Origin of the sequence: Pseudomonas sp. BYT-1 (genome assembly GCF_023611805.1) — a bacterium.
GTDB classification, from domain to species: domain Bacteria; phylum Pseudomonadota; class Gammaproteobacteria; order Pseudomonadales; family Pseudomonadaceae; genus Aquipseudomonas; species Aquipseudomonas guariconensis.
Genome location: NZ_CP072559.1, coordinates 993,392 through 1,009,403, shown reverse-complemented (window position 1 = coordinate 1,009,403; position 16,012 = coordinate 993,392). Strand labels below are relative to the sequence as shown.

The 16,012-nt window shown below is 62.0% G+C and carries 12 protein-coding genes; 3 read left to right on the top strand and 9 right to left on the bottom strand.

Translation table 11 applies throughout. The features are described 5' to 3' along the window. Positions 1 to 147 precede the first annotated feature (147 nt). Positions 148 to 1,311: a type III PLP-dependent enzyme gene (locus tag J5X93_RS04590; RefSeq protein WP_043208127.1), complete on the top strand. Its 1,164-nt coding sequence runs from the start codon at positions 148 to 150 to the stop codon at positions 1,309 to 1,311. 124 nt (positions 1,312 to 1,435) lie between these two features. On the opposite strand, the gene J5X93_RS04585 is transcribed toward J5X93_RS04590, so the two are convergent. Both J5X93_RS04585 and J5X93_RS04580 read right to left on the bottom strand, forming a co-directional pair. Beyond that, complete coding sequence (locus tag J5X93_RS04585; protein ID WP_090345292.1) at positions 1,436 to 2,185, bottom strand: tetratricopeptide repeat protein; 750 nt, start codon at positions 2,183 to 2,185, stop codon at positions 1,436 to 1,438. 3 nt (positions 2,186 to 2,188) lie between these two features. Next, positions 2,189 to 2,869, bottom strand: a complete 681-nt coding sequence (locus J5X93_RS04580; RefSeq protein WP_070577067.1) for a Fe2+-dependent dioxygenase — start codon at positions 2,867 to 2,869, stop codon at positions 2,189 to 2,191. A gap of 221 nt (positions 2,870 to 3,090) precedes the next feature. Between J5X93_RS04580 and J5X93_RS04575 the strand changes: the two genes are divergently transcribed. Both J5X93_RS04575 and J5X93_RS04570 read left to right on the top strand, forming a co-directional pair. Continuing rightward, complete coding sequence (locus J5X93_RS04575) at positions 3,091 to 5,331, top strand: TonB-dependent receptor (RefSeq protein ID WP_070577065.1); 2,241 nt, start codon at positions 3,091 to 3,093, stop codon at positions 5,329 to 5,331. 108 nt (positions 5,332 to 5,439) lie between these two features. Further along, the gene (locus tag J5X93_RS04570) at positions 5,440 to 7,995 is read left to right on the top strand and encodes a sulfite reductase flavoprotein subunit alpha (RefSeq protein ID WP_250034481.1); all 2,556 of its coding nucleotides are present in this window, start codon (positions 5,440 to 5,442) and stop codon (positions 7,993 to 7,995) included. An 83-nt stretch (positions 7,996 to 8,078) separates the two neighbouring features. Here the strand turns inward: J5X93_RS04570 and J5X93_RS04565 are convergent, their stop codons facing one another. The 7 genes from J5X93_RS04565 to ispG all read right to left on the bottom strand — a co-directional run bounded on the left by J5X93_RS04565 (position 8,079) and on the right by ispG (position 16,010). Next, the gene (locus J5X93_RS04565; RefSeq protein WP_043208116.1) at positions 8,079 to 8,873 is read right to left on the bottom strand and encodes an amidohydrolase; all 795 of its coding nucleotides are present in this window, start codon (positions 8,871 to 8,873) and stop codon (positions 8,079 to 8,081) included. Further along, on the bottom strand, positions 8,861 to 10,009 hold the full coding sequence (locus J5X93_RS04560; RefSeq protein ID WP_182817238.1) for a pyridoxal phosphate-dependent aminotransferase: 1,149 nt from the start codon (positions 10,007 to 10,009) through the stop codon (positions 8,861 to 8,863). The genes J5X93_RS04565 and J5X93_RS04560 overlap by 13 nt, the downstream gene beginning before the upstream one ends. Positions 10,010 to 10,177: 168 nt before the next feature. Beyond that, positions 10,178 to 11,644 (bottom strand): ribosome biogenesis GTPase Der, encoded by a 1,467-nt coding sequence (der, locus tag J5X93_RS04555; RefSeq protein WP_043208112.1) that lies wholly within the window; start codon positions 11,642 to 11,644, stop codon positions 10,178 to 10,180. A gap of 117 nt (positions 11,645 to 11,761) precedes the next feature. After that, positions 11,762 to 12,904 carry an outer membrane protein assembly factor BamB gene (gene bamB / locus J5X93_RS04550; protein WP_070577057.1) on the bottom strand — a complete coding sequence of 381 codons (1,143 nt, stop codon included), beginning with the start codon at positions 12,902 to 12,904 and terminating at the stop codon, positions 11,762 to 11,764. A gap of 1 nt (position 12,905) precedes the next feature. Beyond that, on the bottom strand, positions 12,906 to 13,547 hold the full coding sequence (locus J5X93_RS04545) for a tetratricopeptide repeat protein (protein ID WP_043208108.1): 642 nt from the start codon (positions 13,545 to 13,547) through the stop codon (positions 12,906 to 12,908). 39 nt (positions 13,548 to 13,586) lie between these two features. Next, positions 13,587 to 14,876 (bottom strand): histidine--tRNA ligase, encoded by a 1,290-nt coding sequence (hisS, locus tag J5X93_RS04540; RefSeq protein ID WP_043208106.1) that lies wholly within the window; start codon positions 14,874 to 14,876, stop codon positions 13,587 to 13,589. A 24-nt stretch (positions 14,877 to 14,900) separates the two neighbouring features. Further along, positions 14,901 to 16,010, bottom strand: a complete 1,110-nt coding sequence (gene ispG / locus J5X93_RS04535) for a flavodoxin-dependent (E)-4-hydroxy-3-methylbut-2-enyl-diphosphate synthase (protein ID WP_043208105.1) — start codon at positions 16,008 to 16,010, stop codon at positions 14,901 to 14,903. Positions 16,011 to 16,012: the final 2 nt, after the last annotated feature.

Sequence of the window (16,012 nt, the reverse complement as noted above, 5' to 3'; positions counted from 1 at the left end):
GGTCACCCGCCGCTCCGCTTCACGGGCACGGTTGACCTTTTTGCTTTCGGCGACATGCCTTGGGAAGTAGGCGAACCAAAGTGGGGATACGGAGGACGTTCAGTTTGCACCACTTAATTTTTCAGTTTGCCCATGGAGTCCCTCAGCATGTCGATCCAGGTCGAAGACTATTTCGCGCGTGACACCTTCCAGAAGATGAAGGCGTTCGCCGACAAGCAGGAAACCCCGTTCGTACTCATCGACACCCAGATGATCAGCCAGGCCTATGACGACCTGCGCGCAGGCTTCGAATTCGCCAAGGTCTACTACGCGGTCAAGGCCAACCCGGCAGTCGAGATCATCGACCTGCTCAAGGAAAAAGGCTCGAGCTTCGATATCGCCTCGATCTACGAGCTGGACAAAGTGCTGGGCCGTGGTGTCACCGCCGACCGCATCAGCTACGGCAACACCATCAAGAAGTCCAAGGACATCCGCTACTTCTACGAGAAGGGCGTGCGCCTGTACGCCACCGACTCCGAGGCGGACCTGCGCAACATCGCCAAGGCCGCACCGGGTTCGAAAGTCTACGTGCGCATCCTCACCGAAGGCTCCACCACTGCCGACTGGCCGCTGTCGCGCAAGTTCGGCTGCCAGACCGACATGGCCATGGACCTGCTGATCCTGGCCCGTGACCTGGGCCTGGTGCCTTACGGCATCTCCTTCCATGTCGGCTCCCAGCAGCGCGACATCAGCGTCTGGGACGCGGCCATCGCCAAGGTCAAGGTGATCTTCGAGCGCCTGAAGGAAGAAGACGGCATCGAGCTCAAGCTGATCAACATGGGCGGTGGTTTCCCGGCCAACTACATCACCCGTACCAACAGCCTCGAAACCTACGCCGAGGAAATCATCCGCTTCCTCAAAGAAGACTTCGGTGACGACCTGCCGGAAATCATCCTCGAGCCAGGTCGCTCGCTGATCGCCAACGCCGGCATCCTGGTCAGCGAAGTGGTGCTGGTGGCACGCAAGTCGCGCACCGCTGTCGAACGCTGGATCTACACCGACGTGGGCAAATTCTCCGGCCTGATCGAAACCATGGACGAGTCGATCAAGTTCCCGATCTGGACCGAGAAGAAAGGCGAGACCGAAGAAGTGGTCATCGCCGGCCCCACCTGCGACAGCGCCGACATCATGTACGAGCACTACAAGTACGGCCTGCCACTGAACCTGGCCATCGGTGACCGCCTCTACTGGCTGTCCACCGGCGCCTACACCACCAGCTACAGCGCGGTGGAGTTCAACGGCTTCCCGCCGCTGAAGGCCTACTACCTGTAATGCAAGACGGGGCCGCGAGGCCCCGTTTTCATGTGCGCCTTCTTCGTGGGTAAACCCGCCCCATCAAGTCCATTACGGGCCTGGTGGAGCGGATTTACGCGAAGGACTGTAAAGACAGACGCCTTCAAGGCTTACGCCTTTGCAGCTCTTGGGCATACCGCGCGGCAAACGCCATCAGCATCGGCCCCGCGTGCTGCAAGGTCACCAAGGCACTGCGCAGAAAATTCAGGTTCCCCTCGACCCGCGCCCGCTCCAACCAAGGCTGGGCCTCGGCCAACTGCCCACGTTCGACCAGTACCATCGCCAGGCTGAACATGCCGCGAAAATCACCCGCCTCAGCCGAACGGCGATACCAGCGCACCGCGCGCACCGGACTGGCAGCGGTGGCGATCCCCTGCTCCAGGTAACGGCCATACAGGTTCATCGACTTGGCATGGCCCAAGTGCGCCGCCTTTTCATAACAGCTCAACGCCAGAGCCTGGTCCACAGCGACGCCTCTCCCGGTAGCCAGCAGGTTGGCATAGTTGTACAGCCCCCAGTCCAGACCGGCGTCAGCCGCCTGGCGATAGTGAGCAGCGGCCATCCGCAGGTCGCTTTCCCCGCCCCAGCCATGCTCCAGGCATCGTCCCAGCATGTTGTGCCCCATGGCGCTTGCGCCTTGGGCCGCTATAGCAAACCACTGCCGCGCCAGCGCCCGGTCCTGCTCGATGCCGCGGCCATCCAGCAGAATCTGCCCGAGCATCAACTGCGCCTCGACAACCCCCCGTTGCGCCGCGGCCAGGATGGCTTGGGCCGCCTTGCCAGGGCTTTGTTCGAGCATGGCTTGCAGACCTGCGATATCGACGACTTCCTCACGACGCAACTGATATGACACGGCTCAGACCTCGGCCCAGCGGCGCAGCAGGTTGTGATAGGTGCCGGTCAGTTGCAGCAACGACGGGTGATCGGGGACATCGGCGGTCAATTGGCGGATGGCATTGTCCATCTCGAACAGCAAGGTGCGCTGGCTGTCCTCGCGCACCAGGCTTTGGGTCCAGAAAAACGCCGCATAGCGCGCCCCACGGGTAACCGGATTGACCTTGTGCAGGCTGGTGCCCGGATACAGCACCATGTCGCCGGCCGCCAGCTTGACCTGCTGCACACCATAGGTGTCCTGGATGACGAGTTCGCCACCGTCATAGCTGTCCGGATCGCTCAAGAACAACGTAGAAGAGACATCCGTGCGTATCCGCTCGGCGCTGCCCTTGGGCTGACGCAGCGCGTTGTCGATGTGGAAGCCGAAATTGCCGCCTTCGCGGTAGCAGTTGATCAGCGGTGGAAACACCTTGTGCGGTAATGCCGCAGACATGAACAGCGGATTGCGCCACAGACGATCGATCAAGGCGCTGCCGATCTCCTTGGCCAGCGCGTGCCCTTCTGGCAACTGCAGGTTGTGCTTGGCCTTAGCCGACTGATAACCCGCGGTGACCTTGCCGTCGGCCCAGTCCGCCTGCTCCAGCGCCTCACGGATGCGGGAGAGTTCGTCGGCGTCGAACAGACCGGGAATGTGAAGCAGCATGACGGTGGCACCTGAGAGGTAGTAAGGCCGCCAATGATATTGATTCCCTTTTGCACCACACAAGCCCCGCCAGCCGCTTAAGACGTTTCAGCACAGCAAAACCGTAAAGAGAAATTGTAAAGATTGTAAGTTTCTCGCGACTGTTAACGATTCTCAATTGAGACTCGCAATTGCTTGCATTAAGATCCGCCGACTTCAAACCTTGGGGAAGGTTCATCGAAATGCGTCACGTGCCATCTGCTGTGAGTTCACCACGTCTGCTCGCCTCCGCCATCGGCGTTGCCATCACTGCTTCCTCCGCCGCCCAGCTTGCCCTAGCGGCGGAACAGCCAACCGATGGCGTCGTCTCGCTGGATGCCACCAGTGTCAACGCGGCACAGGACACCACCAGCTACAAGACCGACACGGCAACCTCGAAGAAGTACACGGCGCCGCTGCGCGAAACACCCAAGAGTGTCACCGTCATCCCACAGCAGGTCATTCGTGATACGGGCGCAACCAGTCTCGTAGACGCATTGCGTACGACCCCTGGCATCACTTTCGGTGCTGGCGAAGGCGGCAACCCGGCAGGCGACCGTCCGATCATTCGCGGTTTCAACGCAGAAAGCGATGTATTCGTCGATGGCATGCGCGACGTGGCTTCGCAGAGCCGTGAAATCTTCAACGTCGAATCGATCGAAGTCAGCAAAGGCCCTGGCTCGGCCTTCACAGGCGCAGGCTCCACGGGTGGCAGCCTGAATCTGGTCACCAAAACCGCCAAGCTCGGTGATGCCTACAATGGTGGCTTTACTTGGGGCTCTGACCAGACCAAGCGGACCACGTTGGACCTGAACAAGCAGCTGACCGACACTTCGGCGTTTCGCCTGAACCTGATGAAGCACGAAGCCAACGTAGCCGGCCGAGATGATGTGGATGTCAGCCGTTGGGGTGTCGCCCCCTCGTTCGCGTTCGGCCTCGGTACCGATACTCGCGTGACCGTCGGCTACTACCACCTCAAGACCGACGACATGCCGGACTACGGCATTCCGCTCACGCGTAGCGCCAATCGCAGCAAATACAACGTCGACAAACCCGCGCATGTGGACCGCGACAACTTCTACGGCCTGAACGATCGCGACTATCGCAAGACCACCAACGACAGCGGCACGATCAAGATCGAGCACGACTTCAACGAAAACTTGACGCTGTCCAACAGTTTCCGCATGTCGCGTTCAACCTTGGACTACATCGTCACCAACCCTGACGACAGCAAGGGCAACGTGGCCGACGGCACAGTCTACCGTGCGACCAAGAACCGGAATTCGACCTCCAAAGGTTGGGTCAACCAGACCGACTTGAGCGCGAAGTTCAATACCGGTTCCATCGAGCACAGCCTCGTCACTGGTTTGGAGTTCACCTACAGCGATACGCACAACCGTGGTTACGACATCAAATCCGCGGCGGGCAATGGCACCAAGTGCACCCCTGCTTTGCTGGCATCTGGCGACTGCACCAGTCTGCACGATCCGTCTCCAGATGACGCATGGTCCGGCACCATCACCGACAGCAAGGCGTTTACCGACACCGACACCAAGACCAGCGCTGTCTACGTCTTCGACACGTTGAAATTCAATGAGCAATGGTCGTTGAACATGGGGCTGCGCTACGACGACTACCAGACCAAGTCCAGTGGTTACGCCAACGCAGGTCGTAATGGCCCGGCCGGCAGCTTCTCGCGCGAGAACAATACCCACCTGTGGAACTACCAATTGGGCGTGGTCTACAACCCTCTGCCCAATGGCAGCATCTATGCCGCATGGTCAACTTCGAGCAACCCTTCGGGTGAAACCAGCGGCAACGGTGGCTTGGATCTGACGAGAAACAACAGCGACCTCGACCCAGAACGTAACCGCAACTACGAGATCGGCACGAAGTGGGACTTCTTCGATGACAACCTCTCGCTGACCGCTGCACTGTTCCGCACCGACAAGACCAATGCGCGGGTAACGGACCCTGACAATGCCAGCTACCAAGTACTGGACGGTGAACAGCGTGTCCAAGGCCTCGAGTTCACCTACGCGGGCAACCTGACCCAGAAATGGAAGGTCTATGGCGGCTACACCTATATGGAAAGCGAGATCGTGAAGACCACGACCCCGGCGAACAAGGGCAATCACATGCCTAACACGCCTCGTAACAGCTTCACCTTCTGGTCTACCTACGACATCGTTCCGCAACTGACCGTTGGTGCAGGCGCTACCTTCATGGATTCCCGCTTTGGCGATGAAGCCAACTCGGTCGAAGTACCGTCGTACTGGCGTTACGATGCGATGGCGACCTATCGCTTGACCAAGAACGTCGATCTCCAACTCAACGTGCAGAACCTGACCGACAAGCGCTATTTCGATCAGGTGTTCGCTCCGCACTATGCGCACGTCGCACCAGGACGTACTGCACTGATGAGCGCGAACTTCCACTTCTAATCAAGTCGCGCCCCAAAGCCCCGCTCACCTTTCCGGTGACCGGGGCTTTCGCGCACCAAGGCATAATGCTCGCCGCGCCTCGCCCGGCGTCCAGACAAGGTGAATGATGTGGTGAAGAAGTCGCTGTTCCAATTGCACTGGTTCTTTGGCATCACCGCCGGCCTGGTGCTGGCGTTGATGGGCGTCACCGGGGCGGTTTATTCGTTCCAGGAAGAACTGCTGCGCCTGTTCAATCCGCACGTGCTCAAGGTGCAGGTACGCCAGGAAGGCGTGCTACCGCCGGCCGAGCTGGTGCGCCGGGTCGAGGCGGCCCAGGGCGACACCGTCTCGATGCTGTGGGTCGATACCCGTGAGGGCAACGCTGCACGCATTTTCTTCCAGCCGCCACCCGGTGAGCGCCGCGGCCAGATGCGCTATGTCGACCCCTACACCGGCCAGTTCCAGGGTGACGTCACGGGGCAAGGCTTCTTCAATCTGATGCTGCAGCTGCATCGCTTCTTGGCCATGGGCGACACCGGTCGCCAAATTACCGGTGCCTGCACCCTGATGCTGGTGTTCTTCTGCCTCTCAGGCCTGTATCTGCGCTGGCCACGTCAGGCGTTGAACTGGCGGGCATGGCTGACGCTGGAGTGGGCCAAGAAAGGCCGTGCCTTCAATTGGGACCTGCACGCCGTCGCCGGGACCTGGTGTCTGCTGTTCTATCTGCTGTTCGCCCTGACGGGCTTGTTCTGGTCCTACGAATGGTACCGCGAAGGCCTGAACAAACTATTGGCCGAGGCCCCCGCCGCCGGGCAGCAGCAAAAGCGTGGAGAGGGTCGTGGCCGCCACGGCCCGCAGAAGCTCGACAAGGACGCACCGCCTCTGGTGGTGGACTACGACGCCATCTGGACCAGCCTCAAGGAGGCCGCAGGCCCCGGCCTTTTGACTTACAACCTGCGCCTGCCGCCTGCCGGAGGGCGACCGGCGACGCTCTTCTACCTCCTCGAAGGTGCCGACCACGAGCGCGCTTTCAACACCCTCACGCTGGACCCGGCCACCGGCCAGGTGAAACACCACGAGCGCTACGCCGACAAACCGTTCAAAGCGCAGTTGCTGCAAAGCGTCTATGCCTTGCACGTGGGCAGCTACTTCGGCCTGCCAGGTCGGATCATCGTCACCGTGGCCAGCCTGACCATGCCGCTGTTCTTCATCACCGGCTGGCTGCTGTACCTCGATCGCCGACGCAAGAAACGCCAAGTGCAGGCGGCCCGCAGCTCGGTAACCCCCGCCAAGGCCGGTGGCGACAACTGGCTGATCGGTTTCGCCAGCCAGAGCGGTTTCGCCGAACAGCTGGCCTGGCAGAGCGTCGGCCAACTGCAAGCAGCCGGTCTGCCGGTGCAAGTCCGTGCGCTCGCCGAATTGGGTCAAGCCGACCTGCAACAGGCCCGTCGCGCGCTGTTCGTGGTCAGTACCTTCGGCGACGGCGAAGCCCCTGACAGCGCCCGCGCCTTCGAGCGCAAGGTGCTCGGCCAACCGTGGGCGCTGGACCACCTGAACTACGCCGTGCTCGCGCTGGGCGATCGCCAGTACCCGCACTTCTGTGGCTTCGCCCGCAGACTCCAGGCCTGGCTGGGCGAGCGCGGCGCCACCCGTGCCTTCAGCCCAGTGGAAGTGGACAACGCTGATCCGGCAGCCCTGCTGCAATGGCATCAGGCACTCGCCCGACTGACCGGAGCCGAACCGGTGACTGCCTGGCCAGCGCCGTCGTTCGCCAACTGGACCCTGCGCCAGCGCCAATGCCTGAACCCAGGCAGCCAGGGCGCACCGGTCTACCTGCTGGCGCTGCAGTCAGACCAGCCCCACACCTGGGAAGCGGGTGATCTGGTAGAGGTCCTGCCGCGCAACGGTCAACCGCGCATTGACGCCTTGCTCGCCGGCCTGGGGCTGGACGTGACGACCCCGGTGCAACTGGACGGCCTGTGCGAGCCTCTCGGTAAGGCCCTGGCCACCCGCCAGTTGCCGCTGGGCCGGGAACATCTGGTGGGTCTGCATGCCCAGGCAGTGGTCGATGCCTTGATTCCCATCACCCCACGGGAGTACTCCATCGCGTCGATCGCCAGCGACGGCATGCTGGAGCTGATCGTTCGTCAAGAACTGCACCCCGACGGCAGCCTGGGCCTGGGCTCAGGCTGGCTGACTGAATACTTACCGCTGCAGGGCAATGTCACCCTGCGCCTGCGTCGCAACAGCGGCTTCCGCCTGCCGGATGCACCCGCGCCGATGATTCTGATCGGCAACGGCACAGGCCTTGCGGGCCTGCGCAGCCTGCTCAAGGCGCGTATCGCCGCTGGCGAAACACGCAATTGGTTGCTGTTCGGCGAGCGCAACCGCGCTCATGACTTGCTGTGCGGGAACGAGCTTCAGGCCTGGTTGACCGCTGGCGACCTGCAACGACTGGACCTGGCGTTTTCACGGGACCAGGCAGAGAAAGTGTATGTGCAGGATGTCCTGTTGCAGCAGGCCGAGGTGCTCAAGCGCTGGGTGGCCGAGGGGGCTTGTATCTATGTCTGCGGCAGCTTGCAGGGGATGGCCGCTGGCGTGGATGCAGCGCTCAATGGAATCCTCGGGGCCGAGATGGTGCAGCAGTTGATCGAGGATGGGCGGTATCGGCGGGATGTGTATTGATTGAGCAAACCCGCACCTACAGGTATTGCGCTGTCCTGTGGCTCAGCGCAGTACTGGTGGGAGCGGGCTGACCTGCGAAAGATTCAATAATGCAGTTCGAAGGTATCGGCATCCAGGTTGGCCGGGAAACGTGCGCGATACGCCGCCAGCTCCGCCGCCCGGAGCACCACGGTGAACACCCCATCGGCTTCGCCGGCACTGAGCAGACTCTCCCCTTGGAAATCCAGCACCTGGCTGTCGCCTGAATAGGCAAAGCCCTTGCCGTCGGTGCCGACACGGTTCACTGCCGCCACATAGCACAGGTTCTCGATCCCCCGCGCCGGCAACAGACGGTTCCAGTGCTGACGGCGCGCGGCCGGCCAGTTGGCGGTATAAAGCAAAAGGTCGGTGTCCTGGGCATCACGGCTCCACACCGGGAAGCGCAGGTCGTAGCAGATCAGCGGACGCACGCGCCAACCTTTGAGCTCGAACTGCACCTGGCGCTCGCCCGGTGTGTAGTGCCGGTGCTCGCCGGCCATGCGGAACAGGTGGCGCTTGTCGTAATGCAGGATCTCGCCATCGGGCCGCGCCCACAGCAAGCGGTTGCGGTGGCTGCCATCGGCGGCCTGGATGATCACGCTGCCGGTGATCACCGTATCGAACTTCTTGGCCTGAGCCTTCAGCCATTTGTAGGTGGGGCCATTCTCAGGCTCGGCGAGGCTTTCGGACTCCATGGAGAAGCCAGTGGTGAACATCTCAGGAAGGATCACCAGATCCGCCTCGCCGACCTGGGCCAACAGCTCTTCGAAATGCGCATAGTTGGCCTCGCGGTCGTGCCAGGCCAAGGTTGTCTGCACCAGGGCGACTTTCAGGTTAGGCAGTTGGCTCAGATCGCGCATAGTTTTTCCGCCGCCTGACGCAGCGTCTCCTCACGTTTGGCAAAGCACAGGCGCACCAGGCGTTGCTCGGGGATAGGTTGCTGGTAGAACACCGAAACCGGAATGGTCGCCACGCCGTGCTCACGGGTCAGCCACAGCGACATTTCGACATCACCCAGATCCGGGCGTATCTGCGAATAATCCACCAGCTGGAAGTAAGTACCTGGGGTACGAGTGAAGGTGAAACGCGAGTCCTGCAGCAAGTCGCAGAACAGGTCGCGCTTGGCCTGATAGAAGCCCGGCAACTCATTCAGATGTTCAGGGTGCTCGGCCATGTAGTCGGCCAAGGCACACTGCAAGGGCGTTACACCACAGAAGTTGACGTATTGGTGGACCTTGCGCAACTCCACGCTCAACGCCGGTGGCGCCACCACATAGCCGGTCTTCCAGCCAGTGACGTGATAGGTCTTGCCGAACGAGCTGATCACGAATGCACGTGAGTAGAGCTGCTCATGGGCCAATACACTGGCATGGCGCACGCCGTCATAGATCAGGTGCTCGTACACTTCGTCGCTGACCAGGTAGATATCACGACCTTCGATCAAGTGTGCCAGCTGGTCCAGGTCCTCACGGCTAATCAATGCGCCGCTGGGGTTGTGTGGCGAATTCAGGATGACCATGCGCGTGCGCGGCGTCAGTGCATCGCTGAACTTCTGCCAGTCGATACGGAACTCGCCATCGCACAGTTGCACGTGCACGCAGCGTCCGCCGGCCAGTTCAACGGACGGCTCGTAGCTGTCATAGGACGGATCGAAGACAATCACCTCGTCGCCCGCCTGGATCACCGCCTGGATGGCACAGAAGATCGCCTCGGTGGCACCTGGCGTGATGGTCACTTCCTGATCGGCATCGACCGTCACGCCATACAGGCGTGCGATCTTGGCCGCCACTTGCTGGCGCAAGGCTGGCAGGCCGGTCATCGGCGAGTATTGGTTATGGCCGGCCATGACATGGCGGCACACGGCATCGAGCAGCGCCTGGGGCGCGTCGAAGTCTGGGAAGCCTTGGGACAGGTTGAGCGCACCTGTCTGTACGGCCAACTGCGACATGGTGGTGAAAATGGTCGTGCCGACGTTCGGCAATTTGCTGCGGATCATGAAGCCCTCTTTCCTGAACACTGCATACGGCACGGGGTAGAGCCCGAGCATAGCGGATCGAGCGGTCAGGAAAAAGGACGAAGCCACACGCGAAAAGCTTCAAGCGGCAAGAAAGAGCGGACTCGGTGCACTGCTCTCTCTTGAGGCTTGAAGCTTGAAGCTCGCCGCTTACTTGCGCTTGTCCTTGCGCTTCTTCTCGGCTTTCTTGTGGTGCGACATCAGGCGGCGCTTCTTGTTGACCTGACGATCGGTGAGGGTGTTCTTCTTGCCCTCGAACGGGTTGTCGCTGCCCTTGTACTCGATACGGATCGGCGTGCCGACCAGCTTGAGCACCCGGCGGTAGGTGTTTTCCAGGTAACGCGAGTACGACCGCGGGATCTTGTCGGTCTGGTTGCCGTGGATCACGATCAGCGGCGGGTTCGCGCCGCCGAGGTGGGCGTAACGCAGCTTGATGCGACGACCATTGACCATTGGCGGCTGGTGCTCGCTGATGGCGTCCTCGAGGATCTGGGTCAGGCGGCTGGTCGGCCAGCGGGTGACCGCCGACTTGAACGCAGCCTGCACGGATTTGTACAGATGGCCCACACCGGTGCCGTGCAGCGCAGAGATGAAGTGGATGTCGGCGAAGTCGACGAAGAATAGCCGGCGCTCGAGCTCCGTCTTCACGTATTCGCGCTCGCTCGGCTCCATGCCGTCCCACTTGTTCAGGGCGATGACGATGGCACGACCCGCTTCCAGAGCGAAGCCCAGCAGGTTCAGGTCATGATCGACCACGCCTTCACGGGCATCCATGACAAAGATCACCACGTTGGCGTCCTTGATCGCCTGCAGCGTCTTGACCACCGAGAACTTCTCGACTTCCTCGTGGATCTTGCCGCGCTTGCGCACCCCGGCGGTGTCGATGAAGGTGTACTTCTCGTCGTCACGTTCGAACGGGATGTAAATACTGTCCCGGGTAGTGCCCGGCTGGTCGTAGACCACCACGCGCTCTTCGCCCAACATACGGTTGACCAAGGTCGATTTGCCGACGTTGGGACGACCGATGATGGCGATCTTGATGCCATCCTTCTCGCTCGGCCCCGGGATGCGTGCGGCTTCTTCGCCTTCGGCAACGTCTTCGTCGAGGGCTTCCTCGACCTTGTCGCGCGGAATGTGGCCCAGCACGGCTTCCATCAAGGCGTTGATGCCACGCCCTTGGGAGCCGGCGACCGGGATGGCATTACCCATGCCCAGTGGCGAGAACTCGGCGCGGGCAACGTCCGCATCGATGTTGTCGATCTTGTTGGCGACCAGGATTGCCTCTTTGTTTCGCTTGCGCAGGTGCTCGGCGATCATCTGGTCAGCGGCGGTCATACCGGCGCGGGCATCCACCAGGAACAACACATAGTCGGCTTCTTCGATGGCCATCAGCGACTGCTCGGCCATCTTCTCGTCCATGCCCACTTCGTCACCGGTGATACCACCGGTGTCGATCAGGATGTAGGAACGACCCTGCCAGGTGGCATCACCATATTGGCGGTCACGGGTCAGGCCCGACAGGTCACCGACGATGGCATCGCGGGTCTTGGTCAGGCGGTTGAACATGGTGGATTTGCCGACGTTCGGCCGTCCCACCAGGGCGATTACGGGAACCATGCGGCTCTCCACTCTTGAATTCTTGAAAATGCAAAGGCCGCTGCAAGGCAGCGGCCGGAGTTCGTGCGGCGCATCAAGCGCCGCGGCTCGAGGCCGTATCCGGCCTCAAGCTTAGCTTCAGCGGATGGTCAGTGCCTCGAGTTTGCCGCTGTTGCCGAAGACATAGATGGTGTCGCCGACCACCAGGGGACGGGCGCGCAGGCCATCGCTGTCGATCCGCTCGCGACCCACGAAGCGACCATCGACCTGGCTGAGCAGGTGCAGGTAGCCCTCGAAATCACCTACGGCCACGTAGCTGGAGAACACCTCCGGCGCTGACAGCTGACGGCGTGCCATGGAGTCGTTGGTCCACAGGGCGCTGGACGAGCGCTCATCGACGCTTTCCACGGTGCCCGACGCTTCGCTGACATAGACGTTGCCGAAGCCCTGGGCGACACCGACGTAGCTGGAGGCATCGCGCTGCCACAGCACACGTCCGGTTTCCAGGTCCAGGCCCGCAACACGGCCCTGGTAGGTGCTCACGTACAGGGTGCCGCCGGACAGCAGCAGGCCGCCGTCGATGTCCACCACGCGGTCGAGCTCGGAACGGCCCTGCGGAATGGCCACGCGGCTCTCCCACACCGGCACGCCGTTGCGCACATCCACCGCGACCACCTTGCCGGTGGACAGGCCGGCCACGGCCAGGCGGTTGGTCACCACCGGTGCGCCGGTGCCGCGCAGGGTCAGTACGGCCGGAGTGTTCTCATAGATCCACAGGCGGTCACCGGTGGCAGCGTCGAGGCCGATCAAACGGTCGTCCTGGGTCTGCACCACTACCACGTCACCGTTGTTGGCAGGCGGCGCCAGCACTTCGCTGGTCACACGAGAACGCCAGCGCTCTTCGCCGGTGCTGGCATCCAGGGCAATGACTTCGCCCTTGAGGGTGCCGAGCATGACCAGACCGTAACCCACGCCGACTGCGCCGGAGACCGACAGGTCCAAGTCCTTCTTCCACACCACGTCGCCGTCGATGCGGTTCAGGGCCATGACCCGACCGTTGACGTCGGAGGCATAGATGCGGTCGTTCTCGATGGCCGGAACCAAGGTGTTGTACGTCTCACCCTGGCCGTCGCCGATCGAGCGGCTCCACTGCTTCTTGAGGACCACTTCCTCGGTGAACTTGGTCAGCTCGGCCGGAGGCAGTTCCTTCTTGCTGTTGCTGCTGCAACCTGCGGCCAGCACGGCCAGGGTGAGCACTGCTGCTTGTTTCCAACCGATCACGTCAGGCGTCCCCTTTGGCCAGGTCATCCAGCTTCAGTTGCAAGCCACCGACCGCAGCGTCATCGGACAACGCAGCCTTGGCTTTTTCATAGGCGCTATGGGCATCGTCGGCTCGCCCCAGCTGAACCAGCAAATCGCCCTTGAGTTCTTCGCGGCTGGCCAGGAAGGCCTTGTCGGCATCACCGTCGAGCAGCTTGAGGGCTTCTTCGGCTTTGTCCTGGGCGGCGAGCACACGGGCCAGACGTTGACGTGCGATCTCACCCAAGGTGGCATCGGCCGGCTTTTCCATCACGCTTTTAAGCTCGGCGGCAGCGTCGTCAAGCTTGCCGCTGTCGACCGCGACCTTGGCCACGAACAGGCTGCCGTACTGGGCATAGGCCGAGCCACCGAACTCGCTCTTGAGCTTGCCGGACAGTTCCGCAACCTTGGTTGCGTCTGGCTGACCGCTTGGCGTCAGGCTGGTTTCCAGCAGGGCCTGGTACAGGGCCGAGGCGCCTTGCGACTGGTTGTTCTGGTACTTGTGCCAGGTCTGCCAGCCCATAACCACCACGCCGGCCAGCAGGGCACCGGTCAGCAGCGGCTTGCCGTTGCGGTTCCACCAGTCCTTGGCTGCGGCCAGGCCTTCATCATCGGTACTCGACACCCCAATACTCCTTTTCAGCAATTCGGCTGTTTGACCCTGTCACGCCTGCGCGACAGCGGCTTGCAGATGCTCGGCCAGAGCATCCCAGGCAATGTTCTGTTGTTCGCCCTGGCCACGCAGGGGCTTGAATCCAATCATTTGCTGCGCCAGTTCGTCATCACCGAGGATCAGGGCGAACAGCGCCCCGCTCTTGTCGGCCTTCTTGAACTGGCTCTTGAAGCTGCCGCCACCGGCGTTGACCGCCAGGCGCAGACCCGGCAGGCGATCGCGCAGGGCCTCGGAAAGACGCAGGCCGGCCAGCTCCGCCTGCTCGCCAAAGGCGCACAGGTAGACGTCGATCTGACGGCTAATGGATTCGGGCACCTTGCCCAGGGTCTCCAGCAGCAGGATCAGACGCTCGATGCCCATGGCGAAACCAACGCCCGGGGTCGGCTTGCCGCCCATCTGCTCGACCAGCCCATCATAGCGGCCACCGGCACAGACAGTGCCCTGGGCGCCGAGCTTGTCGGTGACCCACTCGAACACGGTCTTGCTGTAGTAGTCCAGCCCGCGGACCAGCTTGGTGTTGATCACGAACGGAATGCCGGCGGCGTCCAGGCGAGCCTTGAGGCCCTCGAAGTGCACGCGGGACGCTTCGTCCAGGTAGTCTTCGAGCTTTGGCGCACCGACCAGCACCGCCTGGGTACCCTGGTCCTTGCTATCGAGGATACGCAGCGGGTTGCTCTTGAGGCGACGCTGGCTGTCTTCATCCAGTTGCTCGAGACGTGCCGACAGGAATTCGACCAGCGCTTCGCGGTAGCGGGCACGGGCCTCGCTGGTGCCCAGGCTGTTGAGTTCGAGCTTGACCGCGTCCTGGATGCCCAGCAGGCCCCACAGGCGCCAGGTCAGCATGATCAGCTCGGCATCGACGTCCGGCCCTTCGAGGTTGAACACCTCGACACCGATCTGGTGAAACTGGCGGTAGCGGCCCTTTTGCGGGCGCTCATGGCGGAACATCTGGCCCACGTACCACAGCTTCTGCACCTGGCCGTTGCCGGTGATGCCGTGCTCGAGGACGGCGCGCACGCAGGCGGCAGTGCCTTCAGGACGCAAGGTGAGCGAATCGCCGTTGCGGTCCTCGAAGGTGTACATCTCTTTTTCGACGATATCGGTGACTTCACCGATCGAGCGCTTGAACAGCTCGGTGAATTCGACGATCGGCGTGCGGATCTGGCTGTAGCCATAGGTGTCCAGCAGGCCGGCCACGGTACCTTCGAAGTAGCGCCACAGGGGCGACTGGTCGGGCAGGATGTCGTTCATGCCACGGATGGCTTGCAGCGATTTGCTCACGAAAAGTCCTTACGAATCTGGGAATCAGCCGCGGGCGATCAGCGCCGCGTCGGCCTCGGCCTTTTCGGCCGCTTTCTGGCGGATGAGTTTTTCCAGCTCATCGACCAGGTTGTCATTGGTCAGCTTCTGCGACGGTTTGCCGTCGATGTAGACCAGGTTCGGCGTGCCGCCGGTCAGGCCTACATGGGACTCCTTGGCTTCACCCGGGCCGTTGACCACGCAGCCGATTACGGCCACGTCAAGCGGTACCAGCAGGTCTTCCAGGCGCCCTTCCAACTCGTTCATGGTCTTGACCACATCGAAGTTCTGGCGCGAGCAGCTCGGGCAGGCGATGAAGTTGATACCACGCGAACGCAGGTGCAGCGACTTGAGGATGTCGTAGCCGACCTTCACTTCCTCGACCGGATCGGCGGCCAGGGAAATGCGGATGGTATCGCCAATGCCTTCGGCCAGCAGCATACCGAGGCCGACAGCGGATTTCACCGTCCCCGAACGCAGGCCACCGGCTTCGGTGATGCCCAGGTGCAGCGGTTGGACGATCTGCTTGGCCAGCAAGCGGTAGGCCTCCACGGCCATGAATACATCGGACGCTTTGACGCTGACCTTGAAGTCCTGGAAGTCCAGGCGATCAAGGTGCTCGACATGGCGCAGTGCCGACTCGACCAGCGCTGCCGGGGTCGGTTCGCCGTATTTCTTCTGCAGGTCCTTCTCCAGGGAACCGGCGTTGACGCCGATACGGATCGGGATACCACGGTCACGGGCGGCGTCGACCACCGCACGCACGCGGTCCTCGCGGCCGATGTTGCCCGGGTTGATGCGCAGACAGTCGACGCCCAGTTCGGCCACACGCAACGCAATGCGATAGTCGAAGTGGATGTCGGCGACGAGCGGCACGCTGACCTGCTGCTTGATGCGGCCGAACGCCTCGGCGGCGTCCATGTCCGGTACCGAAACGCGAACGATGTCGACGCCGGCATCGACCAGGCGCTGGATCTGCGCGACCGTGGCAGCGACGTCATTGGTGTCGGTGTTGGTCATGCTCTGCACCGCGATGGGGGCATCGCCGCCCACGGGTACATTGCCGACCCAGATCTTCCGGGATTCGCGACGTTTGATCGGAGATTCGCCGTGCATGG

Coding starts and splice junctions, on each gene's coding strand:
- J5X93_RS04590 (WP_043208127.1), top strand. CDS start 148: ATGTCGATCCAGGTCGAAGACTATTTCGCGCGTGACACCTTCCAGAAG.
- der (WP_043208112.1), bottom strand. CDS start 11,644: ATGGTTCCCGTAATCGCCCTGGTGGGACGGCCGAACGTCGGCAAATCC.
- J5X93_RS04560 (WP_182817238.1), bottom strand. CDS start 10,009: ATGATCCGCAGCAAATTGCCGAACGTCGGCACGACCATTTTCACCACC.
- J5X93_RS04580 (WP_070577067.1), bottom strand. CDS start 2,869: ATGCTGCTTCACATTCCCGGTCTGTTCGACGCCGACGAACTCTCCCGC.
- J5X93_RS04565 (WP_043208116.1), bottom strand. CDS start 8,873: ATGCGCGATCTGAGCCAACTGCCTAACCTGAAAGTCGCCCTGGTGCAG.
- J5X93_RS04575 (WP_070577065.1), top strand. CDS start 3,091: ATGCGTCACGTGCCATCTGCTGTGAGTTCACCACGTCTGCTCGCCTCC.
- ispG (WP_043208105.1), bottom strand. CDS start 16,010: ATGCACGGCGAATCTCCGATCAAACGTCGCGAATCCCGGAAGATCTGG.